At 62.3% G+C, this 24,279-nt stretch carries 22 protein-coding genes and 1 tRNA gene; 20 read left to right on the top strand and 3 right to left on the bottom strand.

What is annotated here, in order from left to right:
- The first annotated feature begins 4 nt into the window (after positions 1 to 4).
- The 8 genes from atpD to ACUIAI_RS06855 all read left to right on the top strand — a co-directional run bounded on the left by atpD (position 5) and on the right by ACUIAI_RS06855 (position 6,778).
- Positions 5 to 1,489, top strand: a complete 1,485-nt coding sequence (atpD, locus tag ACUIAI_RS06890) for a F0F1 ATP synthase subunit beta (RefSeq protein WP_445341950.1) — start codon at positions 5 to 7, stop codon at positions 1,487 to 1,489.
- Between the two features lie 2 nt (positions 1,490 to 1,491).
- Complete coding sequence (locus ACUIAI_RS06885; RefSeq protein ID WP_445341949.1) at positions 1,492 to 1,773, top strand: F0F1 ATP synthase subunit epsilon; 282 nt, start codon at positions 1,492 to 1,494, stop codon at positions 1,771 to 1,773.
- A gap of 102 nt (positions 1,774 to 1,875) precedes the next feature.
- Positions 1,876 to 2,679, top strand: a complete 804-nt coding sequence (gene nucS, locus ACUIAI_RS06880; protein WP_445341948.1) for an endonuclease NucS — start codon at positions 1,876 to 1,878, stop codon at positions 2,677 to 2,679.
- A 226-nt stretch (positions 2,680 to 2,905) separates the two neighbouring features.
- A complete protein-coding gene (gene nrdH, locus ACUIAI_RS06875) occupies positions 2,906 to 3,148 on the top strand; it encodes a glutaredoxin-like protein NrdH (protein WP_110413462.1) in 243 nt (80 codons plus the stop codon).
- Between the two features lie 452 nt (positions 3,149 to 3,600).
- Positions 3,601 to 4,254 carry an amino acid ABC transporter permease gene (locus ACUIAI_RS06870; RefSeq protein WP_445341947.1) on the top strand — a complete coding sequence of 218 codons (654 nt, stop codon included), beginning with the start codon at positions 3,601 to 3,603 and terminating at the stop codon, positions 4,252 to 4,254.
- Positions 4,241 to 4,915 (top strand): amino acid ABC transporter permease, encoded by a 675-nt coding sequence (locus ACUIAI_RS06865; protein ID WP_110413460.1) that lies wholly within the window; start codon positions 4,241 to 4,243, stop codon positions 4,913 to 4,915. Before ACUIAI_RS06870 ends, ACUIAI_RS06865 begins: the two co-directional genes overlap by 14 nt.
- Complete coding sequence (locus ACUIAI_RS06860) at positions 4,908 to 5,783, top strand: amino acid ABC transporter ATP-binding protein (protein ID WP_445341946.1); 876 nt, start codon at positions 4,908 to 4,910, stop codon at positions 5,781 to 5,783. Before ACUIAI_RS06865 ends, ACUIAI_RS06860 begins: the two co-directional genes overlap by 8 nt.
- Positions 5,784 to 5,866: 83 nt before the next feature.
- Positions 5,867 to 6,778: a cysteine ABC transporter substrate-binding protein gene (locus tag ACUIAI_RS06855; RefSeq protein WP_110413458.1), complete on the top strand. Its 912-nt coding sequence runs from the start codon at positions 5,867 to 5,869 to the stop codon at positions 6,776 to 6,778.
- Positions 6,779 to 6,869: 91 nt separating this feature from the next.
- Here ACUIAI_RS06855 and ACUIAI_RS06850 read toward each other — a convergent pair whose 3' ends face one another.
- On the bottom strand, positions 6,870 to 7,805 hold the full coding sequence (locus tag ACUIAI_RS06850) for an FKBP-type peptidyl-prolyl cis-trans isomerase (protein ID WP_445341945.1): 936 nt from the start codon (positions 7,803 to 7,805) through the stop codon (positions 6,870 to 6,872).
- Positions 7,806 to 7,887: 82 nt separating this feature from the next.
- Here ACUIAI_RS06850 and ACUIAI_RS06845 point away from each other — a divergent pair, with 82 nt between their 5' ends.
- The 3 genes from ACUIAI_RS06845 to ACUIAI_RS06835 all read left to right on the top strand — a co-directional run bounded on the left by ACUIAI_RS06845 (position 7,888) and on the right by ACUIAI_RS06835 (position 11,078).
- A complete protein-coding gene (locus ACUIAI_RS06845; RefSeq protein ID WP_445341944.1) occupies positions 7,888 to 8,967 on the top strand; it encodes a hypothetical protein in 1,080 nt (359 codons plus the stop codon).
- Positions 8,968 to 8,969: 2 nt separating this feature from the next.
- Entirely contained in the window at positions 8,970 to 9,995 is a 1,026-nt protein-coding gene (locus tag ACUIAI_RS06840) for a hypothetical protein (protein ID WP_445342839.1), read from the top strand.
- A gap of 117 nt (positions 9,996 to 10,112) precedes the next feature.
- Entirely contained in the window at positions 10,113 to 11,078 is a 966-nt protein-coding gene (locus ACUIAI_RS06835) for a co-chaperone YbbN (RefSeq protein WP_445341943.1), read from the top strand.
- A gap of 12 nt (positions 11,079 to 11,090) precedes the next feature.
- On the opposite strand, the gene ACUIAI_RS06830 is transcribed toward ACUIAI_RS06835, so the two are convergent.
- Positions 11,091 to 11,720 (bottom strand): hypothetical protein, encoded by a 630-nt coding sequence (locus ACUIAI_RS06830; protein WP_445342838.1) that lies wholly within the window; start codon positions 11,718 to 11,720, stop codon positions 11,091 to 11,093.
- Between the two features lie 364 nt (positions 11,721 to 12,084).
- On the opposite strand from ACUIAI_RS06830, the gene ACUIAI_RS06825 reads away from it, so the two are divergent.
- The 8 genes from ACUIAI_RS06825 to ACUIAI_RS06790 all read left to right on the top strand — a co-directional run bounded on the left by ACUIAI_RS06825 (position 12,085) and on the right by ACUIAI_RS06790 (position 21,934).
- Positions 12,085 to 12,160, top strand: a tRNA-Arg gene (locus tag ACUIAI_RS06825).
- A gap of 288 nt (positions 12,161 to 12,448) precedes the next feature.
- Positions 12,449 to 14,203, top strand: coding sequence for a pyruvate oxidase (spxB, locus tag ACUIAI_RS06820; protein WP_445341942.1), 1,755 nt, complete (start codon positions 12,449 to 12,451; stop codon positions 14,201 to 14,203).
- Between the two features lie 103 nt (positions 14,204 to 14,306).
- Positions 14,307 to 14,696: a Rid family detoxifying hydrolase gene (locus ACUIAI_RS06815; RefSeq protein WP_046323372.1), complete on the top strand. Its 390-nt coding sequence runs from the start codon at positions 14,307 to 14,309 to the stop codon at positions 14,694 to 14,696.
- Positions 14,697 to 14,739: 43 nt separating this feature from the next.
- A complete protein-coding gene (argS, locus tag ACUIAI_RS06810) occupies positions 14,740 to 16,497 on the top strand; it encodes an arginine--tRNA ligase (protein ID WP_445341941.1) in 1,758 nt (585 codons plus the stop codon).
- A 26-nt stretch (positions 16,498 to 16,523) separates the two neighbouring features.
- Positions 16,524 to 18,095: a diaminopimelate decarboxylase family protein gene (locus ACUIAI_RS06805; protein ID WP_261253685.1), complete on the top strand. Its 1,572-nt coding sequence runs from the start codon at positions 16,524 to 16,526 to the stop codon at positions 18,093 to 18,095.
- A 107-nt stretch (positions 18,096 to 18,202) separates the two neighbouring features.
- A complete protein-coding gene (locus tag ACUIAI_RS06800; RefSeq protein ID WP_445341940.1) occupies positions 18,203 to 19,543 on the top strand; it encodes a homoserine dehydrogenase in 1,341 nt (446 codons plus the stop codon).
- On the top strand, positions 19,543 to 20,595 hold the full coding sequence (gene thrB / locus ACUIAI_RS06795) for a homoserine kinase (protein ID WP_445342837.1): 1,053 nt from the start codon (positions 19,543 to 19,545) through the stop codon (positions 20,593 to 20,595). The genes ACUIAI_RS06800 and thrB overlap by 1 nt, the downstream gene beginning before the upstream one ends.
- Positions 20,585 to 21,934, top strand: coding sequence for a Maf family nucleotide pyrophosphatase (locus ACUIAI_RS06790; protein WP_445341939.1), 1,350 nt, complete (start codon positions 20,585 to 20,587; stop codon positions 21,932 to 21,934). Before thrB ends, ACUIAI_RS06790 begins: the two co-directional genes overlap by 11 nt.
- A gap of 22 nt (positions 21,935 to 21,956) precedes the next feature.
- Here the strand turns inward: ACUIAI_RS06790 and ACUIAI_RS06785 are convergent, their stop codons facing one another.
- Entirely contained in the window at positions 21,957 to 22,901 is a 945-nt protein-coding gene (locus tag ACUIAI_RS06785) for an AEC family transporter (protein WP_445342836.1), read from the bottom strand.
- Positions 22,902 to 23,044: 143 nt separating this feature from the next.
- Here ACUIAI_RS06785 and dapE point away from each other — a divergent pair, with 143 nt between their 5' ends.
- The gene (dapE, locus tag ACUIAI_RS06780; RefSeq protein WP_445341938.1) at positions 23,045 to 24,274 is read left to right on the top strand and encodes a succinyl-diaminopimelate desuccinylase; all 1,230 of its coding nucleotides are present in this window, start codon (positions 23,045 to 23,047) and stop codon (positions 24,272 to 24,274) included.
- Positions 24,275 to 24,279 lie beyond the last annotated feature (5 nt).

Genomic DNA, 24,279 nt, shown 5'->3' with positions numbered 1-24,279 from the left:
GCCAATGGTTGCACAGCAAGAACAGCCGACCACAGCGAGCCGCAAGCCGGATTCGGCCTCCATGGGGCGCGTCACCCGAGTCCAGGGTTCGGTCATCGATGTGGAGTTCCCGGCAGGCCATCTGCCGGACATCTACAATGCCCTGACCGTGGACCTGAGCAAGTCCTCGAACACCGAGGGCGAGTCGCTGACCACCATCATGCTGGAGGTGGAGCAGCACTTGGGCGATTCCACGGTCCGTACCGTGGCTCTGAAGCCCACCGACGGTCTGGTTCGCGGTGCCACTGTCACCGATACGGGTGGGCCCATCATGGTGCCCGTGGGTGACGTGACCAAGGGGCACGTCTTCGACGTGGCCGGCAATATCCTCAACAAGAAGGAGGGTGAGCAGATCAAGGTCACCGAGCGGTGGCCAATCCATCGCAACCCGCCTGCCTTCGATCAGCTGGAGTCCAAGACCCAGATGTTCGAAACCGGCATCAAGGTCATCGACTTGCTGACCCCCTACGTGGAGGGTGGCAAGATCGGCTTGTTCGGTGGCGCAGGCGTGGGCAAGACCGTGCTCATCCAGGAGATGATCCAGCGCGTGGCGCAGAACCACGGCGGTGTCTCCGTCTTCGCGGGCGTGGGCGAGCGCACCCGTGAGGGCAACGATCTGATCGGTGAGATGGACGAAGCCGGCGTGCTGGAGAAGACCGCACTGGTCTTTGGCCAGATGGACGAGCCTCCGGGGACCCGTCTGCGTGTCCCTCTGACCGCCCTGACCATGTCGGAGTACTTCCGCGACGTGGAGAACCAGGATGTGTTGCTCTTCATCGACAATATCTTCCGGTTCACCCAGGCCGGCTCCGAGGTCTCCACCCTGCTGGGCCGCATGCCCTCGGCCGTGGGCTACCAGCCCAATCTGGCCGACGAGATGGGCGCCCTGCAGGAGAGGATCACCTCCACCAGGGGCCACTCCATCACCTCCCTGCAGGCCATCTACGTGCCGGCCGATGATTACACCGACCCTGCTCCTGCGACCACCTTCGCCCACCTGGATGCAACCACCGAGCTCAGCCGTGACATCGCCTCCCAGGGCATCTACCCGGCTGTGGACCCGCTGGCTTCCACCTCCAGGATTTTGGACCCGCGCTACGTTGGACAGGCCCACTACGACTGCGCCAACCGGGTCAAGGCCATCTTGCAGAGAAATAAGGAGCTCCAGGACATCATCGCTCTGATCGGCATCGATGAGCTGGGCGAGGAAGACAAGACCACCGTTAATCGCGCCCGCAAGATCGAGCAGTTCCTGGGCCAGAACTTCTACGTGGCCGAAAAGTTCACCGGCCGCAAGGGTTCCTACGTGCCTGCGGACGAGACCATTGAGGCCTTCACTCGGATCTGTGACGGCGCCTACGACGACGTGCCCGAGCAGGCATTCTCCGGCATCGGCGGCATCGACGACCTTGAACACAAGTGGCACGATATGCAGAAGGAATACCGGTAGTCATGGCAGACACGGGCAAGGCCTCCATGCAGGTCAACATCGTCTCGGCAGACAGGCCCATCTGGTCGGGCCAGGCACGGTCGGTCACCGTGCCTGGCACCCAAGGGTCCATGGGCATCATGCCCGACCACGAGCCGGTGCTGGCCCTGCTGCAGGAGGGCAATATCCGGGTTCAGGCCACCGATGGCGGACGTCAGTCCTTCCATGTGGACAGCGGATTCGCCTCCTTCGACAGCAACAAGCTGACTGTGGCCGTGGACCACTACCTGGAGGACGCTGATTAGGGCCAAAAGTCCTGACTTCCTTTCTCTCCCGCCTGGCCGGCGCACTTGCATCGGCCGGGCTTTTCTTTTCCGCCCGGAGCAGCGACTGATATATTGGCACCTGTGCGAATCATTGTTGCCGATTGCTCAGCCGAATACTCCGGGCGTCTCAATGCCAGCCTGCCGCCGGCCAGACGCGTCCTGCTGATCAAGGCCGACATGAGCTGCCTGATCTTTTCGGAACTTGGCTCATACAAGCCACTGAACTGGATGTGCGCCCCCTGTACCATCAGGGAGATCGAGCCCGAGGATGCAAACCAGGACGGCGCGGGCGTCAAGGCTGATTCCGTGGCTGGAACCGAGCCGGATGAGGTAGCTGAAGCCGCCGCGCCCGATGCGCTGATTGCCCAGGAGCAGGATCAGGACCAGTCTCGGCCTGTATGTAAGGTTCTGCGCGTTTCGGCCGTCAAATCCAGCGATGTGCTCACCATCAGGCTCTACCAGGTCTATGCCGACGACAGCTACGACCTCGGGGTGGATCCGGGATTGGTCAAGGACGGCGTGGAAGCGCATCTGCAGCGTTATCTGGCCGAACAGATCGACCGAATCGGTCCGGGAGCCACTCTGGTGCGCCGGGAGTATCCCACGCCCATCGGCCCGGTGGACATCATGGCCGTCGATGGCCAGGGGCGGCATGTGGCCATCGAGATCAAGCGGCATGGCGGCATCGACGGGGTAGAACAGCTGACCCGCTACTGCCGCCTGCTCAATCGCGACCCTCTGCTGGCCCCTGTCCGCGGGATCTTCGCGGCCCAGACCATCACCCCACAAGCCAGAGTTCTTGCTGAGGACAGGGGATTCGAGTGCCTGATCCTGGACTACGAGGCCATGAAAGGCGCCGATAGCGACGAACTGACCCTCTTCTAAGGCAGTTTTCGGTCTTAAATGACATGTGTGTAAGATAGCTCACATATATTCTGTCTTAGATCCACAAGACTTGAAAGGCTACTAGATATTGGGGTTGATGGCCTGACACGCCACTACAGGTGGTATTGTGCTCGCGCCAAGGAGTGTGTAGAGTTCAATCATCAGGTTCCAAGTAGAGGGCTATAGAGCTTGGAACATCACGGCTACATGTAAGGGAGAGGCGATCATGTCCATCACGGTCTACACCAAGGCGCACTGTCCCCAGTGTGATGCCACCAAGCGTCAGCTGACCAAGCAGGGGCTGGAGTTCGAGCAGGTGGATTTGACCGAGGATCAGACCTTGATCGACCAGTTCATCGCCCAGGGATTCAAGCAGACCCCCATTGTAGTCACTGACCAGGAGACGTGGAGCGGGTATCGCCCCGATCTGATCAGGAAGGTAGCACAGAGCACCAAGGTCTTTGCCTGATCAAAGCACTCGGAGCCCGGTTCACGAATATGTGGACCGGGCTTTTTTCATAGCTTGGTGAGTAGCAGGGTTGATGAAAAACACAGTGTGCGCCTACTTGGTTAGTAGATGCTTGGTAGGCAGGTAATTGACTGATTATTGTTCTGCAATTGCTCAATGGGTCGGCCACGTTTGATTCGGCACTACTTGGTTGATAGGTATTGCAATGACGGAGAGATCATCTGTGGTTTGTGCAGTGTACCTCCCAGTTGCAGGATAATTGCGAATCGTCGTCCAGGTTCCTGTGAGAGCTGATGATAACGCGGTATCCGGTATTCGTATATCGAAAAGCAGAGGAAAGCGGTTCACGCTCTCTAGGATTGTGCACTATATGCCGTAGGTGGCGTGAAGCGGGCGAAAAGCAGTGAAGAGGAGAAGATGAACAGGACTCAAGCAACTAGGGGGGTGAGGGCATGAATTGGACTTTCATGGCGCAGAATCTACACTTCTTCGTCAATGCAGCCTATGTAACGGTCTTTATCTCCTTCTTTGGCGTGGTGTTTTCCATGCTGATCGGGCTGGTCTGCGCCGGGCTGGAGGTCTTCAGGATTCCTCTGCTTTCGCAGGTGGCCAGGATATACATCGAGCTGTCAAGAAACACACCGCTCCTGGTTCAGCTCTATTTTCTCTATTTCGGATTGCCCAAGCTTGGGGTCAACTGGAGCGCCCAGACCTGCGCCATCGTCGGGTTGGCCTTCTTGGGCGGTTCCTACATGGCCGAAGCCATGCGTGGCGGACTGGAGGCGGTGCCTCGGGTGCAGACCGAGTCAGCCCGCGTCCTGGGATTCACGCCTGGCCAGACCCTGACCAGGATTGTGCTGCCCCAGGCCCTGAGCAGCGCCATACCGGGTGTGGTGGCCAACATCATCTTCCTGATTAAGGAGTCATCTGTGGTCTCGGCCATCGCTCTGGCCGACGTCATGTATGTCACCAAGGATCTGATGGGAACGTCCTATGACACCTACGAGTCGCTGACTCTGCTCATCGTCACCTATCTGGTCATCTTGCTGCCCATCTCGGTCATCGGAACCGTTCTTGAGCGGAGGTTCGACTATGCACGGCGTTGAGGTGCTCTTCCTGCCAGGGGTCATGCCCAGGCTCTTCCAGGGGCTCTGGGTGACTGTCTGGATAGCCGGCGTCTCGGTCCTGCTCTCTCTGCCCTTGGGGTTGGTGGTCGGATGGCTGATGACCCTGCGCAACCCCCTGATTCGCTTCCTGATGAGGATCTACCTGGACTTCATCCGCATCATGCCACAGCTGGCCCTGCTCTTCATCGCCTTCTATGGGCTGTCCAGGGCATGGAACCTGAATCTGGATGCCACGGGCGCCTGCCTGCTGGTCTTTGTGCTTTGGGGCGGGGCCGAGCTGGGCGACCTGGTCCGCGGCGCTTTGGAGTCCATACCTCGCACCCAGGTAGAGTCGGCCTATGTCCTGGGACTGGGGTCCTGGCAGACCTTCTCCAGAATCATACTTCCACAGGCCCTGCGCCGACTGCTGCCTGCCAGCGTCAACCTGGCTACCAGGATCGTCAAGACCACCTCCTTGGCCGCCCTGCTGGGCGTCATCGAGGTCATCAAGGTCGGTCAGCAGATCATCGACGCCAACCGTTTCGCCTATCCTCAGGCGACTCTGTGGATCTACGGGGTGATCTTTTTTATGTATTTCTTCATCTGCTGGCCCCTGTCCCTGGTGGCCCGGCATCTGGAAAAGAGGTGGGCTCATGACTGAGGGGCAAACGACGGCGAACCAGCCACAGGATGATCAGGAGGAACGGGCGGTGCTGACCGTCGAGCATCTGGTCAAGCAGTATCCACAGGCTCAGAGCCCTGTGCTCAATGACATCTCCTTCCAGGTGCCCAAGGGCAAGGTCTTTGTGGTCCTGGGCCCCTCGGGCTCTGGCAAGTCTACCCTGTTGAGGACCATAGCCGGACTGGAGCCCATACAGGGCGGCCGCATCCTTCTGGATGGTCAAGTGGTGGAGACCGGGCATCCCCTGGGCAAGCACAGCGGAGGTCCTGGCGGCCTTATGTCGGGCAACCGCAGCTCCGACCTACGCACCAGGATCGGCATGGTCTTCCAGAGCTACGACCTCTTCCCCAACAGGACTGTGCTGGATAACGTGACCTTGGCACCCGTCCTGGTTCAGAAGCGCAAGCGGGACCAGGCACGTCAGGAGGCTCTGGAGCTGCTGGACCGGGTAGGTCTGGCCGACCGCCGGGATGCCTGGCCCAGCCAGCTCTCGGGCGGCCAGCGGCAAAGGGTGGCCATCTGCCGGGCGCTCATTCTCCATCCCGAAATCATGCTCTTCGACGAGGTGACAGCGGCTCTGGACCCTGAAATGGTCCGCGAGGTCCTTCAGGTCATTCTGGAGCTGGCCGACCAAGGACTGACCATGATGATCGTCACCCACGAGATGGCCTTCGCCAGGGGCATCGCCGACCACATTGTCCTTTTGGATGGAGGCTCACTGGTTGAGCAGTCCGACGATCCGGAAGCCTTCTTCACTCACCCGGCAACCGACCGGGCGCAACGCTTCCTGTCCACCTTCACCTATGAGCGCAGGCGGGACCAGGACCAGGATCAGGAGTCCCGATGAGGACTTCGCATATTCGTCCGGCGGTATTCGCCGGAACCGCCTCCAGGGGCGGTCATAGGAAAGATAAGAGGAAAAGAGGGATCATGACCGCAAGGGTAGTGAACCGATTAATACGGGCGACGCTGGCCACGGGGGCGACGATCGCGATGATGGCTTCCATGGCGGCCTGCGGCCCTTCGGCGGCCACCCCCAGTGACGCTGGAAGCGGCTCGGCAAGCAGCTCCGGCTCTTCGGCGGCATCCGGGTCTGCACGCACCCCGGAGCAGATCACCAAGTCCGGAAAGCTCAAGGTGGCGGTCTTCACCGACAAGGCCCCCTTCGGCTACGTGGACAAGGACGGCAAGAACCAGGGCTACGATGTGGTCTTGGCCGAGCGCCTGGCCAAGGATCTGGGCGTCAAGCCCGAATACACCTCAGTGGACCCGGCCGCCCGTGTGGATGTGCTGTCCAGCAACAAGGTGGACGTGGTCCTCGCCAACTTCACCGTCACCGATGATCGCGCTCGCAAGGTGGACTTCGCCAAGCCTTATATGAAGGTCTTCCTGGGCGTGGTCTCCCCGGATTCGGCGCCGATCAAAGATGTCAAGGAGTTGAACGGCAAGACTCTGATCATCGCCAAGGGGACCACGGCTGAGCCCTACTTCGAGCAGCACTACCCGGAAGTTAAGCTGCAGAAGTACGACCAGTACGCCGATGCCTACAACGCCCTGCTGGACCACCGTGGCGATGCCATGAGCACGGACAACACCGAGGTGCTGGCCTGGGCCAAGGCCAACAAGGGCTTCTCGGTGGGTATCACCAAGCTTGGGGATGAGGCTGTCATCGCCCCGGCTGTGCGGAAGGGAAACAAGCCTTTGCTGGACTACATCAACAAAGAGCTTGTCAAGCTTGGCCAGGAGCGGTTCTTCCATGAGGACTATCGCAAGACCCTGGAGCCGGTCTACGGCAGCGCAGCCAACCCCGACGAGATTGTGGTCGAGGGCGGCAAGGACTGACCTGGCCGTCTGGCTTATGGCAGGGCCCGCACCCATCCGAATGCGACTGGATGGGTGCGGGCCCTGCTGTCTGAGTTGGTATATTGCTGAATTAGTAGGCTGCCAGGATGTCGACCACGAAGATCAGGGTCGAATTAGCCGGGATGCTCTGCTGTTTCTGGCTACCATAGCCCAGCTCGGGCGGAATGACCAGAAGAACCTGAGAGCCTACCGTCTGTCCAGCCAGACCCTGTTGCCAGCCTTTGACCACCTGGTCCAGGCTGAAGTCGCTGGCCTGTCCCCGGTCCCAGGAGGAGTCGAACTGCTTGCCGTCGGAGGCCAGCCAACCGGTGTAGTTAGCGCTGACGCTCTGATGTTGACCGACCTTGGCCCCCTTGCCCTTGATCAGGGGCTGGACGACCAATCCTCCCTTTGGTTTGTATCCGTTGAGATCTAGGGAGGGCTTGCCCTTGTCGTCCAGACTGATCTTGGGCAGGTCGCTGGGCAGGTCGGTCACCTTCTGACCCTGGGCGCGGGTCAGGTTCTTGGAGCGGGAGACGAAGGTCAAAGCCATGATATAGGAGTCAGTTGCCTGGCCGCTGCCTGAGCTTGACTCATCGATGCCTACGGCCACGGTGGAGTTGACCTTGAGGCCCTTGAAGGTGTCATAGTATGCCGGGATGGATTTCTTGCTGATGACGATGGAGCACTCCGGACTGCTCTTGTCCCAGGTGGAATTGAGCACCTTGCCGGTCTTGGCATCCAGGGCCAGGCTCCTTGTGCATACACGATCCCCGTCGCGGATGACCTCGCCGTTGCCCTCCTGGATGACCTGATGGGTCTGGTTCTCGACCTTGAAGGGGGTCTTGAAGCTGATGTCGGGCTTGCTGCCAAGTTTGCCGCTGGCTGATACGCCCTGCATGGTGTCGCCTGAGTGTCCGCCCCCGTCAGATTTCCCACTGCAGGCTGACAGTCCAAGACATAGAGCCAAAGCGGTCATGGCGCCCAGCAGACGCTTGCTGCCTGATTTTCTTGCGATGATGGTCATAAAAAACCAGTTTAGGGCTTATGGGTGATTTCCCGGTGGCGGAAACCATCTCATAGGGTGCCGACGGTAGAATGTCGATAATATGGAGCAAGTACCCGAAGAAAAAGACGAGATGACACGGCCTGACAAGCCCTCGCGTCACAGCATGATCATGCGCGGCATCGTCACCCCTATCTTCGGACTGCTGGCTGTAACGGCCATTGTGCTGGGTATTCTCAACGCCACGGTCTGGAAGCCCTCGGCTCATGTGGATGCGCATGCGCGCACGAAGGCAGCCTATGTGGTGACCGATCCAGGCGTGCTTCCCCTGGTGGACAGCAAAGTGACCATGCGAGTGGATGCGGCGCCGACTGGAACGTCCGGGTCCGCAGCGTCCAAGTCACAGAAGCCTACCGTCTGTATGGCCCTGACTACGGCCAAGGATGCCGCTGGCTGGACGGCTGGACATGATGTGGCCCGTGTGCGCGGCCTGGATGATTGGCAGACCCTGTCCGTCAGTAGGGACACCAGTCCCGGCAAGGCTGTCAAAAGCGAACAAGGCGTGGCCTTTCAGGATTCGGACATGTGGAAACAGGTCACCTGCTCCGACAACGACGTGTCCATGTCCCTGAAGACCGACGATCCGCAGGCAGTTCTGCTGGTGACGGTTCCCCAGGGTTCCCGTTCCCTTGGACTGGAAATGCTCTGGCAGCGGGACAAGCTGCCCAACTTCGCCATGCCCTTCTACTTTGCCGGCGGGCTTCTGGCCCTGCTGGCCGTTCTTTCGGCAACAGTCTTTGCCATGGATCCGGTCAAGCGCCGCAAGCAGACCGAACCTGAACAAGAGGCTGAAGAGACTCCCGAGGTCAGTGTGGTCCAGGCCCTGGGCAGCGCTATTCTGCCTGGTCTCGGGAATCGGCACAGCTCGGCTTCAGGCCGACGCCTGCGTCACGCTCGTGGACAGGCGCGGCAGGGGGATCCAGGACCCCCGCCCAGGCCGCCCGTGGTGATTGATCCGCACAATCGGAACCTGGTCGCTGACCAACAGGAGGATGGCGACAGCCGTACCGTCAGCGGCGATCGGGGAGCCGATGATATGTCGTCTACCAGGGTCATCAGCAGCCAGGAGATGGCCTCCTACCTGGCCAGGCTTGCCCACGAGGGGGAGGAGGAGCGCCAATGAGTATGAACAAACCGATGAACAGGGTAGGGGTTGCAGCGGCGCTGGCCTTGTCCCTGGCCCTCTTGCCAGGTCTGTCTGCTTGTGAGGGGCAGGTTCCCCAGGCCAGCCGGACCGAGCCTCAGAGCACTGCAACCACTGTTCCCGCGCCCAACCTGACCCCGGCCCAGGAGGCCCGTATTCGCAAGAGCATCGGGGCTGTTCTGGACCAGGCCAACGAGGCCAAGGACCCGGCCAGGCTGGACCAGCGAGTCAGCGGTCCCCAGCTGGAGATTCGCACCAGCGAGCTGACCATAGCCAAGGCCACAGGGCAGCTGGATCCAAAGACGACCATCCCTACCACCATTGCCCAGACGGTCATTCCCGGCGATCCGGGTTGGCCGCGCTCAGTATTCTCGATTACCACCACCACGCAGGATCAGCAGTCCAAGCGCCTCTTGGTTCTGGACCAGGAGTCCGCCCATGAGAACTATAAGCTCTGGGGTGTGGCACGGCTCTTCCAAGGAGCCCAGCTGCCCAAGTTTCCGGTAGCCACCATCGGTGCCAGGATGGGGCAGGGCGACGATCAGGGTCTCAAGGCTACGCCGGTGGAGGCGGTGCGCCGCTATGCCGACCTCCTGCAGAACCCCCAGGGCAGCAAGTATGCCAAGGAGTTCGCCCAGGATGACTTCCGCAACTCCCTGGGGACGCTGACTCAGGTGGTCCAGCAGGGGATTGAAGCTAACAAGGGTAGCCAGTCGCAGACTTTCACCCCGGCACAGGGGCAGCTGCGGGTCATGCACTCTTCCGATGGGGGCGACCTGGTCGTGGCCCGGATTGATTCGGTCTGGACCAGGCAGGCGGGTGAGGGCCGCGAGTCCTCGCCCGCCTCGGATGCCGAGAAGGCCCTCTTTGGACAGGGCAAGCCCACCAGTACTATGAAGGTCACCTATGTCAACGTGATCGCCCTCTACGTGCCCTCGGCGGACTCGCACGAGCCCATCAGGGCCGTGGGCGCCGAGCGTGAACCCATCAAGGTGGAAGCGGTCTGAACGGCGGGATTGCGCTAGGTGAAAGCCCGGACTTTAGACTAGATTGGCTTCCAGGAGTTTGCATTCGAGGGCGGACCGAAGCTGCAGTCGGCGGCCGCCAGGTTAAGGAGGACTGACATGGCGAACAAAAACGGGCAGGGGCAGCCGGGCGTCTCGCTGGCAGGAGCAGTCGACCTGGGCGCGCTCAAGCACCAGGTTGATGCCGAGCCAGGCCAGCAGGGAGGGGCGCCCGCTGCCGGCGGCTACGTTATCGATACAACCGAGGCCAGTTTCCAGGCCATGGTTCAGACCTCTGCCACCTTCCCCATTCTGATTCTGCTCTGGGTACCCACCGATGACCGCCTCTTCCCCCTGGCCACACGCCTGGCCCAGGCCGTCAACGCCCTGGAGGGGCGCATTCAGCTCTCCCGTATCGACATCGCGACCAATCCGCAGATCGCCCAGACCTTCCAGGTGCAGGATGCCCCGGCCCTCTTTGCCCTGCTGGCCGGCAGACCCATGCCCATCCTGCAAGGACTGCCCACCGATGAGGAGATGAACCAGATCACCGATCAGCTCATCCCACAGGTGGTCCAGATGGCGCAGAAGACCGGTATCACTGGCAGCGCCCCCTACCAGGAGACCAACGACCAGGGGCAGGACGAGCAGGTTGGACAAGCAGCGGCTGATGCCATCCCTCCTGCCCATCGGGAGGCCCACCGACTGGCCCAAGAGGGCGACTATGCAGCTGCAGCCGAGGCTTACGACAAGCTGGTTCAGGCCGACTCGACCGACGACCTGGCCAAGCGTGAACAGGCCAAGTGCCTGCTTATGGCCCGGTCGGCCCAGGCCGATGTCCGTAAGGTCCGTCAGGCGGCTGCAGATGCCCCTGACGACCTGCAGGCCCAGTTGGATGTGGCCGATGTGGACATGATCGGCGGCCAGATCCAGGATGCCTTTGATCGCCTGCTGGACTTTCTGGCCGGGCACCGAGATCAGACCGATCCCATCCGTCGCCGTCTGCTGGAGTACTTCGTTATTCCTGAACCGACCGATCCTCGGCTGGCCAAGGCCCGTCGCCGTTTGTCCACACTGATGTACTGAACAGGTCCTGGGTCAGGGCTCGCGGTTCCCGTCGAAGTTGGTCAGGAAGCGCGGTCCGCTGGCCTTCAACTCCCGGTCGAAGTCAGTCGCCCAGTTGCCATAGGGGTGGTCAGCCAGCCCGTCATTGGAGAACCGCGGATCGTCGGTGATCTCCGTGGCGCAGAAGTCGGGAATGGTCAGGTCGGTCACCGGGCCGGTCCGCTCCACCTCGGCCACCACCAGGGGAGCGTTGCCGTCTCCGAAGACATCCAGGTTCCACCAGTCCTCGTCCAGCCAGACCCCATACCGGTTCTTGACGATGGGAATGCCGCCGCGCAGGATCAGTTCCAGGGCGATTCCCGGATCGATGGCCCTTTCGGCCTCGTAGCGGGTGCCGCCGACGGAGGGCCCCTTGGCTGTCATTGAGGCAGCGTCGAAGTGGTCGCCTTCCTCAAGCAGAGTGTGGAGGGCATCGGTCCGGGCCGTCATGGGTACCACTGGATCCACCTGGCCCTGCAGACGCACACGAAGGGCAAAGTTATCCTCATGCACGTAGTAGCTCTGCACGATCAGGGTCGGTCGGCTCTCCCTGAGCAGCTCCCGAGGAAGGTTCCGGCAGAAGAATCTGCGTTCGAACTCGAAATCGTCCTCGTCCTCATCCATGGCCATGCTTCCCATGGTACGGTAGGCCGGTTGCGGCCACCATTTGCTGTCCACAGCCCGTTTCATGGTTCAGGTATGTGAAGGCCGCTTGTGATGGCCGGGTGAAGGAACTACAGTGGAGATTATCCCGAGAGAAGATCATCCGGGAATGTTGGCGGCTTCGCGCCACCGCATGAGGATGCAATGGCGCAACCGGGGCGGTGGCACGAGGCCTTGCCATCACGATACCTATGAAACGCCCGGAATCTTGCGGCAACACGCCGAGAGCGTCTGGAGCCGGACCGACACGTCAGGACGCGCATGGGTGCGAAAATGCGCAAAGTGTCCTAGTATGGTCTCTGTTGTCCACTGGAAGGTGACTGTCGGGTTCGTAGCTCAGCGGATAGAGCGTCTGTCTCCGGAACAGAAGGTCGAGGGTTCGAATCCCTTCGAGCCCACCAAGATGAAATCCCTGCGGCAAGGAAGAGCGCGGGGGGTTTCTTTATACGATTCCCGTCTGTCATCGTGCACAGGATCATGATTATGGCACTCGCTGGATGAAACAAGCGCACGCTATGCGTCACGATATGTGTGGTGAATCACTAAGCTTTTGAGGAACATGGCCCTTGGCCCGCTCGTGTCTTCCTTCTCAGGTGCCATAGTGAAAGTGTAAGACCGAACGTCGGGGAGGACTGACGTTTCCGCGTTGTGGCGGAGCATCCTTTCCCCGGTGAAGCAAAGGAGTTCACATGGCCAATCGAATCAATGCAGGGGATGCTGTCCTTCACGTCCTGGAGCAGTGGGGGGTGCCGCGCATCTATGGCCTGCCCGGCGGTTCCTTCGACTCTATGATGAACGCCATCCACAACGAGCGTGAGCGCATCGACTTCATCCAGGTCCGTCATGAGGAGGCCGGAGCCCTGGCTGCCGCCGGCGAGGCCAAACTGACTGGCCGGATTGGTGTCTGCTTCGGTTCGTCCGGTCCCGGTGCGGTCCACCTGCTCAACGGCCTCTATGATGCTCGTGAGGACGGCGTGCCGGTGCTGGCCCTGGTGGGCGAGGTGCCCCAGGCCTTTATGAACATGGACTTCTTCCAGGCCATGGACGAGGTGCCTATCTTTACCGATGTGGCCGTATTCGCCCGGGCCGCCACCAACGCTCAGGGGTTGCCGGCCCTGGTGGATGAGGCCATCCGCCGCGCCTATGCCAGCCACGGGGTCTCCGTGGTCATCATTCCCAAGGATCTGGCTTGGGCCGAGATTGACGACCGCCCGGTGGCATCTGCGCCTAATTTCCGCAAGCCGGAGCCGCTGAAGCCCGCGGCCGACCAGGTCAGCAAGGCAGTTGAGATCATTCAGTCCGCCAAGGCGCCGCTGCTCTACTTCGGCCAAGGCGCTGCCGGGGCCCGCGATGAACTGGTCGCCATGTCCGAGCGTTTCAAGATGCCCATGGTTTCCACATTCCCGGCCAAGGGGATCGTAGAGGACACCTATCCTGCCTACCTGCAGTCGGCCGGCCGTGTGGCCACCAAGACCGCCACGGAGGCCATCTACACTTCGGATCTGACGGTCTGGGTGGGTTCGGACAACCCCTTCGGGTCCATGTTCGTCACTCCCAACACCAAGGTCATCCAGATCGACCTGAACCCGGTCAAGCTGGGCAAGCGCTTCCAGGCCAACGTGGTCCTGGCCATCCAGGCCGATGCCCGCGAGGCCCTCAAGGCGATAACCGCCGCCGGCCAGGACCAGGAGGAGTCCGTCTTCTACAGGGCCTGCCTGCGCAGCAAAGAGAACTGGGACCAGTGGCTGGCCTCCTTTAACGAAGACACCCGCACGCCCCTGAGGCCCGAGCCCGTCTACCACATCATCGATCAGCAGCTTGAGGACAATGACATTGTCATCCCCGACGTGGGTAATGTGGACATCGACTTCCTGCGTCTGCTGCACCTGAAGCCCACCAACCGCTGGACTGTCTCCGGCAAGCACGCCACCATGGGCTATGCCGTGCCGGCCGCCTTGGCTGCCAAGCTGGAGCATCCGGAATCGACCGTCTACTCCCTGAGCGGCGACGGCGGATTCGCCATGCTCGGCGAGGAGGTGCTGGCCCAGCTCAAGTACCATGCCCCGGTCATCAACGTGATCTTCTCCAACCAATCCTTGGGCTACATCGAGGCTGAGCAGCGCGATGACAGCCATCAGCCTCTGAGCGGGGTGGACCTGCCCGACACCGACTGGGCCAAGGTCGGCGAGGGCATGGGTGCCCTGGGCTTCACTGTGCGCACGGTGGCCGATGCGCGCCACGCCTTCTCCGAGGCTCGCAAGGCTGACAGGTCTTCGGTCATCGACATCAAGCTGACAGGAGCCAGCCCTCTGGACACCCGCTATATGCGGTTCCCGGAGACCTGCTCGGATCCGGACCAGGTCGAGAAATTCGTCAAGACCTACGAGGCCGGCGACCTGCGCTCCCTGGCCTACTGGATGGGTCAGGAGGCTCGCAAGGGCTGAGACTGATGGCGCTTCTGCCGGGTGGGCACTCCTATAGTGGACGGTGTCCGCCCGGGGCTTCGGCCCGACATGGGTGCGGCGGACCTGAAGAAAGGACGGACTCATGGAAGATGGACCGGAAGAGATCGGCACGCCATATGCGCCTCAGGCTTTGGGGGCTTACAGTCAGGCTGTGAAGGCCGGGGGCTTTGTCTTTGTCTCCGGACAGCTGGGCATCGACCCGGACACCGGCGAGCTGGTGGAGGGCACTGCGGCTGACCAGGCTACCCAGGCTCTGAAGAACGTCAAGAACATCTTGGATGCAGCCGGCACCGGCATGGAAAAGGTGGTTAAGGCCACCATCCTTATGCGGCGTGTGGAGGATTTCACCGAGGTGGATCAGGCCTACTCCCAGGTTTTCATCGGCTCGGTGCGGCCGGCCCGCGTGGCATTCGGTGGCGCGGACATCCCCAAGGGGGCCCTGGTCGAGATCGAGGTCGTGGCCCTGGCCTGAGACAGGTCGGTTGCTGGTCCCCGCCGTCGCTAGACTTGAGGGCATGAGTCCTGAAGCACTTGCCCGTATCATCTCTTCGACCGCCGTCCAGATGGCCCAATCGGGCCAGCTGGGAAACCTGGAGCCCGACATGGTTCCGGATGCCGACCATCTGGCGGTTATGCGCCCCAAGGACCGCTCCCACGGGGATTGGTCCACCAACATCGCCATGCAGCTGTCCAAGAAGGCCGGCATGAGGCCTGCCGAATTGGGGCAGGCCCTGGCTGAGGCTCTGCGAGAGGCCGATGGGATCGCCCAGGTGGATGTGGCCGGGCCCGGCTTCATCAACATAACCTTGGATTCGGCCTCGGCGGCTGCTGTGGTTGATGCGGTCCTGGATGCGGGATCCGCCTTCGGAAGCAACGATCACCTGAGCGGACGCACGCTCAATTTGGAATTCGTCTCGGCAAACCCTACGGGCCCCATCCATATCGGCGGCACACGCTGGGCGGCTGTGGGCGACTCCATGGCACGCGTCCTGGAGGCCAACGGTGCCAAGGTGGTCAGGGAGTACTACTTCAATGATCACGGCACGCAGATCGACCGCTTCTCCCGCTCGCTGGTGGCGGCGGCCCATGGCGAGCCCGTGCCTGCTGACGGCTACAAGGGTTCGTATATTGACGAGATTGCCTCGCGGGTAGTCAAGGAAGCCGCCGACCAGGGGCAGGACATCCTGGCTATGCCCAGGGTGCAGGACGAGGACGGCGCCGAAGGTGACAGCCCCCAGCGCGAGGCCTTCCGCACCCGGGCCGTGCCCATGATGTTCGCCGAGATTCAGCAGTCCATGCGTGACTTCCGGGTCAACTTCGATGTCTGGTTCCATGAGAACAGCCTGTATGAGTCCGGCCAGGTGGACCGGGCCATTGATGAGCTGCGGGCCAAGGGCGATATTTTCGAGAAGGACGGGGCTACCTGGTTCCGCTCCACCACCTATGGTGACGACAAGGACCGGGTGATCATCAAGTCCGACGGCCACGCAGCCTATGTGGCGGCCGACATCGCCTACTACCTGAACAAGCGACGCAGGCCCAAGGATCCCTGCGACGAGGCCATCTACATGCTGGGTGCCGACCATCACGGCTACATCGGCCGGATGATGGCTATCTGCGCAGCCTTCGGGGACACCCCAGGCGTGAACATGCAGATCCTGATCGGCCAGATGGTCAACGTCATCAAGGACGGTCAGGCCGTGCGCATGAGCAAGCGGGCAGGCAACGTGGTCACCATTGACGATCTGGTGGATGCCGTGGGTGTGGATGCCGCCCGGTACTCCCTGGCCCGCACTGACTACAACCAGAGCGTGGACATAGATCTGGACCTGCTGGCTTCGCACACCAACGACAACCCCGTCTACTATGTGCAGTACGCGCACGCCCGCTCCAGGAATGTGGATCGGAACGCAGCCCAGGCGGGCATCGACCGGTCCGGAGCCGACCTGTCCCTGTTGGACACCGCTGCCGACAACGATGTTCTGGGCGTCCTGGCCCTCTATCCCAATGTGGTTCAGACTGCAGGCGACCAGAAGGCTCCCCATCGGGTGGCCCACTACTTGGAGCAGCTGGCTGGGGTCTATCACCGCTGGTACAACCTGGAGCGCGTGGTGCCCATGGAACCCACCGGCCGTAAGGATCTGGACCAGGACGAGGACAGGAATCCACAGCCAGCCCGTGCGTCGGCACGTCTACGGCTCAATGACGCTGTGCAGCAGGTCATCGCCAATGGTCTGGATCTGCTGGGTGTCCAGGCCCCTGACCGTATGTAAGCCTGAAGGTTACCGGGAGGTCGTTAATGGAGACAGGGATGTGCGGGTTGGGGTCCGATGGGTTCTGGCCCGAGGCTCTGCAGCAGGACCATGAGGGCATGCTGAGCATGCACGGGTGCTCTATGGAAGATCTGGCCAAGCGTTACGGCACCCCCATGTATCTGATGGACACCGCGATGATGGCGGAACGGGCCTCGGCCTTCCGCCAGGCGGCTCTGCGAGACCTGGGCGGTGCGACCACCAGGGTCAGTTACGCGGGCAAGGCCTTCCTTAGCAAGGAGACCGTGCGGATCATGCTGCGCCAGGGGTTGGATATTGATACCTGCTCCCTGGGCGAGATGCTGATCGCTCAGGCTGCCGGTGCCCCTGGCCGCCGTCTGGTCCTGCACGGCAACAACAAGTCCGACCAGGAGATCGACCTGGCTGTGAGGGAGGGCTATAGGGCCATCGTTATCGATGCGCCCGACGAGCCTGCCCGAATCGCCGCTGCTGCAAGGGCACAGGGCCGTCGCGCCAAGGTCATGCTCCGGGTGACCGTGGGGGTGCACGCCGGCGGTCACGAGTACATTTCCACCGCACACGAGGATCAGAAGTTTGGCATCCCCCTGCTGCCCCAGGGCACCGACGTGAGTCTGCTGGACCTGGGCGCTGAGCCTGGGTCCTCAGGGCAGGCTGGGGCAGCGACTCCGGCGGCCACGAAGAATGACAGCTCTTCGGCTCCTGGTGATTCTGTGGTCTCCCCGTCGTCTTCGGCACTGTATTCGGTTGCCAACGAGCCTGCTGAACCTGCCGATCCTGCCCGGATCAAAGCCATGTCCGCTCTGGCCGACGGACCGGCTATCGCCCTGCTCAAGGAGATTCGTTCCCACGAGCGGGAACTGGAGTTGGTGGGCATCCATACCCATATCGGCTCTCAGATCCATGACTCTTCGGCCTTCATCGAGGCCGCCCGGCGCATGATGCTGCTGCGGCATACCTTCTGGGCCACCGACGGATACCTGATGCCTGAGGTTGATCTGGGGGGCGGCTTCTCCGTGCCCTACACTCCAGATGAGGATCGGATGGACCTGGACGAGACCTTGACCAGCCTGGGGGCTGACATGGCCGCCATCAACCGCCGCTTGGGCATGCCCATGCCGGTCATCGCCTTCGAGCCCGGCCGCTGGATCGTGGCCCCATGCGGCATGAGCCTGTACCGGGTGGGCACCGTCAAGCCCGTTCCCCTGTCTGACGGAAGTGTGCGCACCTACGTTTCGGTTGACGGCGGCATGAGTGACAACATTCGTCCGGCTCTGTATGGGGCCGAGTACACTGCCGTCCTTGCCAACCGACATGGCAGCGTGGACCGGATTCAGGCCCGTGTGGTGGGCAAGCACTGTGAATCTGGGGATATCCTGGTGCAGGATGTGCCTCTGCCTGCGGACATTCGCCGGGGTGATTTGCTTTTGGTACCGGTGACCGGCGCCTACGGACGGACCATGGCCAGCAACTACAACCAGGCTCTGATCCCTCCCGTGGTGGGCCTGGACCAGTCTGGTGCCCAGCTGATGCTACGGCGGCAGACCATGGATGATCTGCTGGCCTTGGACCAGGGATGAGCCTCGCCCTCGGATGGAACCAGCCGCTGGGGTAGGGGTGTCGGATTGGCTTTCTAAGATGGAGCGACACCCGGAGACAGGCCCCGTTGGGGCGGATGGAGGACCATATGCCTGAACGCATGCAGCAGCAGGAGGCCGTCAGGCCCATCCGCGTAGCACTTCTGGGGGCTGGGACCGTGGGCTCCCAGACTGCCCGCCTCCTGGTGGAGCAGAGCCAGGATCTGGCCAGTCGAGTGGGCCGTCCCCTGCAGCTGGTAGGTATCGCCGTCCTCCATCCTGACAAGGTCAAGGCTGATTGGATTGATCCGTCCCTGCTGACCACAGACTCAGCCGACTTAGTCACTAAGGCGGACATCGTCATCGAACTGATCGGCGGGATCGAGCCGGCTCGTACCCTGCTGCTCAAGGCCATCGAGTCCGGCGCCAGCGTGGTCACCGCCAACAAGGCCCTGCTGGCCCAGCACGGCCCTGAGCTCTACCGGGCCGCCGAAGAACGGGGCGTCGACATCTACTTCGAAGCGGCTGTGGGCGGAGCCATCCCCATTGTGCGGCCCCTGCGCGAATCTCTGGTGGGCGACGGAATCACCAGCTTGGTGGGCATCGTCAACGGGACCACCAATTACATTCTCGATGAGATGACCACCAAGGGTCTTCAATTCGACCAGGCCCTGCGCGATGCCCAGGCCAAGGGTTTCGCTGAGGCGGACCCCACTGCCGATGTAGACGGGCTGGATGCGGCCGCCAAGGCCGCCATCATGGCTACGCTGGCCTTCCACACCGATGTGCGCCTGGATGATGTCCCCGTGGAGGGCATCCGCGCCATCACCGCCGACGATATCGCGGCCGCACAGACCGAGCACCGGGTCATCAAGCTTCTGGCTGTGGCTGAACGCAGGGAGCAGGGCATCTCCGCCCGGGTCTACCCGGCGTTGATCCCCGACAGCCACCCTCTGGCCTCGGTCCATGGCAGCTTCAACGCGGTCTTCGTCACCGCCAAGGCCGCCGACGATCTCATGTTCTACGGTAGGGGTGCCGGCGGAGCGCCCACGGCATCAGCAGTTGTGGGGGATGTCGTCACTGAGGCACGCCACATCGTCCAGCATGGCATGGGTCCGGGGATCCCCATGTACGCCAACATCCCCATGGCTCCGCTTGATTCATCCCGGGCCGCCTTTGCTGTCCGTTTTCTGATCCACGACAAGCCTGGCGTGCTGGCAGCCATCGCCCAGGTCTTTTCCGAGGCGGGCATTTCCATCAACGGAGTCAACCAGGACATCAAGCCTACCCTGCATGACCCAGGCTACAGCGGCGAAATTCAGCAGCTGCGCGTGGTCACCCATCTGTGCGACGAGGTGACCCTGCGGCGGGTGGTCGAGCGGATCTCCACCTTCGACTCGGTCACCGGGCAGGCCTCCATCCTGCGCGTATTCGATCGGCAGGCCCAATGATGACCGTTGCCACAGAGGGCCCATCTACTGTCCGGGTGCGTGTGCCAGCCACCAGCGCCAACCTGGGTTCGGGTTTCGATGCAGTCGGTCTGGCGCTGAACTACCATGACGAGATCGTCTTCACCCGTTCCGTTGACCCGGGTGACACCACCGCCTATGTCGTCATCAAAGGCGAGGGAGAGCGGACCCTGCCCCGAGACGAGACCCACCTGGTTGTTTCCGCATTCCGGCGGGCCTGCCAGGTCTTTGGACTGCCACGGTTCGGCTTCATCATGAGAGCCGTCAATCGTATCCCCCAGGCCAGGGGGTTGGGATCCAGCGCTGAGGCCATCGTGGCCGGGATTGCGGCTGCTGCTGCCTTCGCCCACGCCGGTCCCTTGCGCCGTGATGCCGTATTTGCACTGGCTGCCCAGATCGAGGGGCATCCCGACAACGTGGCGCCTGCCGTTTACGGGGGACTGACCGTCTCCTATGATTTGGCCACTGGCGAGGGGGTGGGTTCCCTGCCCATAGCCGGGGGCGCGCCCTTGGAAGGCGGCTACCACACCCTGCGCTACAAGGTGGACCCGGCCATCAAGGCCACGGTTTTCATTCCCGGCGCCCATCTGTCCACACAGAAGGCCCGACAGGCCCTGCCCAACAGGGTGCCTTATGCGGATGCTGTCCACAACCTTTCTCGGGCGGCCCTGATTCCCGGCGCTCTGAACCCAGGGTCACTAGATGACCTGGGGGCCGAGAAGATCGGGCAGGCTGCCGAAGCTAACTCCTTGCTCTTTGTAGCTACCCAGGATCGACTCCATCAGCCATACCGGGCCGGGCTCATGCCGTCCTCCACCAAGCTCCTGCAGCTCCTTCGTCGTCAGGGCTATGCGGCGGCCGTCTCTGGGGCTGGACCATGCATTATCGTCCTGCACTACGGGGATGCCGAAAATCAGCTGCGGACCCTTGCCAGGGACTATCTGGATTCCGGTCGCTGGCGGATCCTGTCCTTGGACGTGGACTGCCAGGGGGTCCAGGTGGAACGGGACCAGGAAGGCAATCGTGAACACTGAAGACAGGCATATCCCGCTGATCCTGGCATCATCCTCTCCATCCAGGCGGCGGCTTCTGGTCCAGGCCGGCATTGACCCCATCATTCGACCCTCAAAGGTCGATGAGCCGGCTGTGTTGGCGGAACGGGCCCGTAAACTGGGTTGTCGCCTGGATGACCTGGATGTGCGCGAACGGGTCAGCGTCTTGGCTGAGGCCAAGGCTTCGGCTGTCCAAGCGACCTTGGATGCCGTCAAGGATGCCGAAAGACGTTCCCGGGGCGATCTGGTCACGTTCAGGCCTCTGAGCCAGGGTGATTCAGGTGCATCCTCCCGGGATCCCATGAGCCAGGTCATTGGGGCCTGGGGCGGGATGATCGACGCCGGGCGCGGGCCCCTCCTGTTGGGGTGTGACTCGCTGTTCAGCATGGACGGGGCCGTTATGGGCAAGCCTCACGAGCCGGAGCGTGCTCTGGAACGGCTGATGGCCATGCGGGGCCGAACGGGCACCCTGGTCACCGGCCACTGTCTGATCGATCTGGCCACCGGACGACGGGCCCGATCGGTCAGCAGCGCTCAAGTGACCTTCGGAGACTATGACCGGGCTTCCATGCAGGCCTATGTAGCCACAGGCGAACCCCTGGAGGTGGCTGGATCCTTCACCTTGGAGGGATTGGGCAGCGTCTTCATCCAGGGCATCGAGGGCGATCCCAGTGGAGTGATGGGATTGAGTATGCCCACCCTGCGCGCCCTGGCCCAGGAGTTGGGCATTTCCTGGCCTGACCTGTGGGCCGAACGAGTCATGCCCAAGCGGCAGCAGACCGCCAGATCGACGCGTGGCCCTGAGGGACTGGTCGCTCCCGTGGAGAACGTCCATCAGCCTGGCGACGGGTGGGTGGATTGCGCCTGCGGCAAGCGGCACTGGGGGCTCAACGGGGCTGCCGGCGTTTTGTTGGCCCGGCGTGATGCCCGCACAGGCGCGCCGGTCAGTGTGCTTCTGCAGCATCGGGCCCGCTGGAGCGCTGAGGGCGGCACCTGGGGTGTGCCGGGCGGCGCCATCTCCGACGGGGAAAATCCCTTGGAGGGCGGCCTGCGCGAGAGCTATGAGGAGGCCAACATCCGTCCGGAGGACATTCAGGTGGTGGGTTCCTACTTGGAGGACCACGGTCCCTGGGGTTACACGACCATACTGGCCTTTGAGCGTCCCGGCCACCAGGTCGATCCCCGCATGAATGACGATGAGAGCATTGCCTTGGAATGGGTGGACCTGGACAAGGTCGCGGACCTGCCCCTTCTGAAGGCCTTCGGACAGGACTGGCCGCACTTCAAACAACGCTTGGAGGTTCTGGCAGCCGAAGGCTGAGTAGGCAGCCTGCCTGGGCGCATCAGCTCAGGAGCAGAGCAACCAGAGCGATGATCACGGGCGAGGTGATCGTGCTCAACAGGATGCCGTCCCTGGCGAAGGTGGTTCCCACCTCGTACCGGGCGGCGTAGTTGTAGACGTTCTGGCCGGTGGGCAGGGCCGCCAGAACCACGCACCCGTACAGCTCAGCCCCGCTGAAGCCCATCATGAACCGGGCCAGTAGGTAGGCGATTATGGGCATGATCAGATTCTTCAGGATCACCGCGCACAGGGTGGCACGACGGTCAGTGCCCCGGCCCATGGGTCGCGAACCCCGCAGGGACATGCCGAAGGCCATGAGGATCATGGGAACGGCCGACTGCCCAATCATGTCGATGGGCTTGTAGACGAAGTCAGGGATGACGAAATGGCCGGCCTGGGCGCTGATGGCCGATATCACTATGCCGCTTATGGAGCCGATGAGGATCGGCTGCTTCAGAGGCTGTTTGAGGATGGTCTTGACCGAAAGCTTGCCAGAGGTGGTCGCGTCCAGAACGGTCAGCCCGATTGGGGTGAAGAGGGCCTGTTGCATGACCAGGATAGGGGCCACCAGTGTGGGATTGCCCAGAATATAAGTTGCTACAGGCAACCCGATGTTATTGGAGTTCAAATACAGGGAGTCGAGAGCGCCGATGGTGGCTTCGGCGGCCGACAGGTGGAAGCTGGTCGCATTCAGGGCCACGAAAAGCAGACCCACGGCCGCGGCCGACAGGAAGGCCACGATGATGCTGGGGTGGAAGATGACTGACAGCTTCTGCTTGGAGAGGATGGCGAACATCAGGCAGGGTGTTGACACAAAGAACGAGTACTTGTTCAGTACCAGCTGGGCTGTGGGACCGCCTACATGGAAGCGGGCGGCCACATAGCCTACGGCGATGACCACGCCGATGATGAAGAACCCCTCCATGGCGCTGAGCAGTCCAGGCACTCCGGCATCCTCCTCGTCTCGCATGGTGGACGGCGGCCTCCCAGGCGGAGTACCACCGCTTCCGTCGCCCCCATTGTGCCACCAGGACCTCATGCTTGCGGCTGCAGGTCCATCTGCGATTCCCGGCCCGCTAGCATGGCACTATGGCCAAGAACACACAGACGGATATTGATCTTCTCTCCGGCACCCGGGGGGTTGAACCTGCCCAGGCCTTGGCAAGGATACTGGAGTCCATGACCGCCCTGCCTTCGGTCAGCGGCCAGGAGGGCGCCCTGGCTGATGCCGTCCAGAGGGCCCTGTCCTCACGAGCCGACCTCTTGGTCCAACGGTTGGGAGATACGGTCGTGGCCTCCACCCAGCTGGGCCGTCCCCACCGCATCGTCCTTGCCGGTCATCTGGACACCGTGCCCGTGGATGGGAACCTCCCCCCGCGCTGGCTGGAGCCCGGCGACCCGGACATCCGCGTCGACCTGGCCGCCGCCCACCCTGGATCCTGGGTGCTGTATGGCAGGGGCTCCGCCGACATGAAGGCCTCGGATGCTGTCTTTCTTCACCTGGCGCTCACCCTGCAGGAGCCGGTCTATGACCTGACCTTCGTCTTCTACGACCATGAGGAGGTCCAGGCCGACCTGAACGGGCTGGGCCGGGTGGTGGCCGCCCACCCCGACTGGGTGCAAGGTGATTTCGCCATCATCGGCGAGCCAACCGACTGCACCATCGAGGCCGGCTGCAATGGAACCATGCGCTTCGATCTGATCACCCACGGCACGGCGGCCCACTCCGCCCGGGCCTGGATGGGTAGCAACGCCATCCACGCGGCCGCGCCCATTCTGGATCGGCTGGAGCAGTACCGTCCGGCCACGGTGCGGGTTGACGGCCTGGACTATCGGGAGGGGCTCAACGCCACCATGATCGAGGGCGGCCTGGGCACCAACGTCATTCCCGACCGCTGCCGGGTGCATGTCAACTACCGGTTCGCCCCCGACAAGAGTCTGGCCCAGGCCAAGGAGTTGATGATGGGCCAAGGGACAGGCGCTGAGCTGGGCAATGGCGAGCATATGGCCCGCGGCGGGGTCTTCCAGGGGTTCTCAGTGCGCATGTGTGACGAATCGCCAGCTGCCCGTCCGGGTCTGGGTTCGCCCTGGGCGCGTTCACTGGCGGACCTGGTTGTCCAGACCACGGGCCAGCAGCCTCGCGCCAAGCTGGGGTGGACCGATGTGGCGCGGTTTTCAGCCCTTGGCCTACCAGCCGTCAATCTGGGCGCGGGGGACCCCCTGCTGGCCCATAAGGCCGATGAACAGGTGCCCCTGGATGACCTGGTCCGGCTGGAAGCAATACTGGTCGAGTGGCTCAATGGACCTGATGGCCGCTGAACTGT

The sequence above is a fragment of the Bifidobacterium sp. ESL0827 genome, from assembly GCF_052606685.1.
The sequence above is the reverse complement of the archived record's forward strand: the minus strand, read 5'-3'. Positions and strand labels throughout refer to the sequence as shown.

Coding starts and splice junctions, on each gene's coding strand:
- atpD (WP_445341950.1), top strand. CDS start 5: ATGGTTGCACAGCAAGAACAGCCGACCACAGCGAGCCGCAAGCCGGAT.
- ACUIAI_RS06885 (WP_445341949.1), top strand. CDS start 1,492: ATGGCAGACACGGGCAAGGCCTCCATGCAGGTCAACATCGTCTCGGCA.
- nrdH (WP_110413462.1), top strand. CDS start 2,906: ATGTCCATCACGGTCTACACCAAGGCGCACTGTCCCCAGTGTGATGCC.
- ACUIAI_RS06870 (WP_445341947.1), top strand. CDS start 3,601: ATGAATTGGACTTTCATGGCGCAGAATCTACACTTCTTCGTCAATGCA.
- ACUIAI_RS06865 (WP_110413460.1), top strand. CDS start 4,241: ATGCACGGCGTTGAGGTGCTCTTCCTGCCAGGGGTCATGCCCAGGCTC.
- ACUIAI_RS06860 (WP_445341946.1), top strand. CDS start 4,908: ATGACTGAGGGGCAAACGACGGCGAACCAGCCACAGGATGATCAGGAG.
- ACUIAI_RS06855 (WP_110413458.1), top strand. CDS start 5,867: ATGACCGCAAGGGTAGTGAACCGATTAATACGGGCGACGCTGGCCACG.
- ACUIAI_RS06850 (WP_445341945.1), bottom strand. CDS start 7,805: ATGACCATCATCGCAAGAAAATCAGGCAGCAAGCGTCTGCTGGGCGCC.
- ACUIAI_RS06845 (WP_445341944.1), top strand. CDS start 7,888: ATGGAGCAAGTACCCGAAGAAAAAGACGAGATGACACGGCCTGACAAG.
- ACUIAI_RS06840 (WP_445342839.1), top strand. CDS start 8,970: ATGAACAAACCGATGAACAGGGTAGGGGTTGCAGCGGCGCTGGCCTTG.
- ACUIAI_RS06835 (WP_445341943.1), top strand. CDS start 10,113: ATGGCGAACAAAAACGGGCAGGGGCAGCCGGGCGTCTCGCTGGCAGGA.
- ACUIAI_RS06830 (WP_445342838.1), bottom strand. CDS start 11,720: ATGGATGAGGACGAGGACGATTTCGAGTTCGAACGCAGATTCTTCTGC.
- spxB (WP_445341942.1), top strand. CDS start 12,449: ATGGCCAATCGAATCAATGCAGGGGATGCTGTCCTTCACGTCCTGGAG.
- ACUIAI_RS06815 (WP_046323372.1), top strand. CDS start 14,307: ATGGAAGATGGACCGGAAGAGATCGGCACGCCATATGCGCCTCAGGCT.
- argS (WP_445341941.1), top strand. CDS start 14,740: ATGAGTCCTGAAGCACTTGCCCGTATCATCTCTTCGACCGCCGTCCAG.
- ACUIAI_RS06805 (WP_261253685.1), top strand. CDS start 16,524: ATGGAGACAGGGATGTGCGGGTTGGGGTCCGATGGGTTCTGGCCCGAG.
- ACUIAI_RS06800 (WP_445341940.1), top strand. CDS start 18,203: ATGCCTGAACGCATGCAGCAGCAGGAGGCCGTCAGGCCCATCCGCGTA.
- thrB (WP_445342837.1), top strand. CDS start 19,543: ATGACCGTTGCCACAGAGGGCCCATCTACTGTCCGGGTGCGTGTGCCA.
- dapE (WP_445341938.1), top strand. CDS start 23,045: ATGGCCAAGAACACACAGACGGATATTGATCTTCTCTCCGGCACCCGG.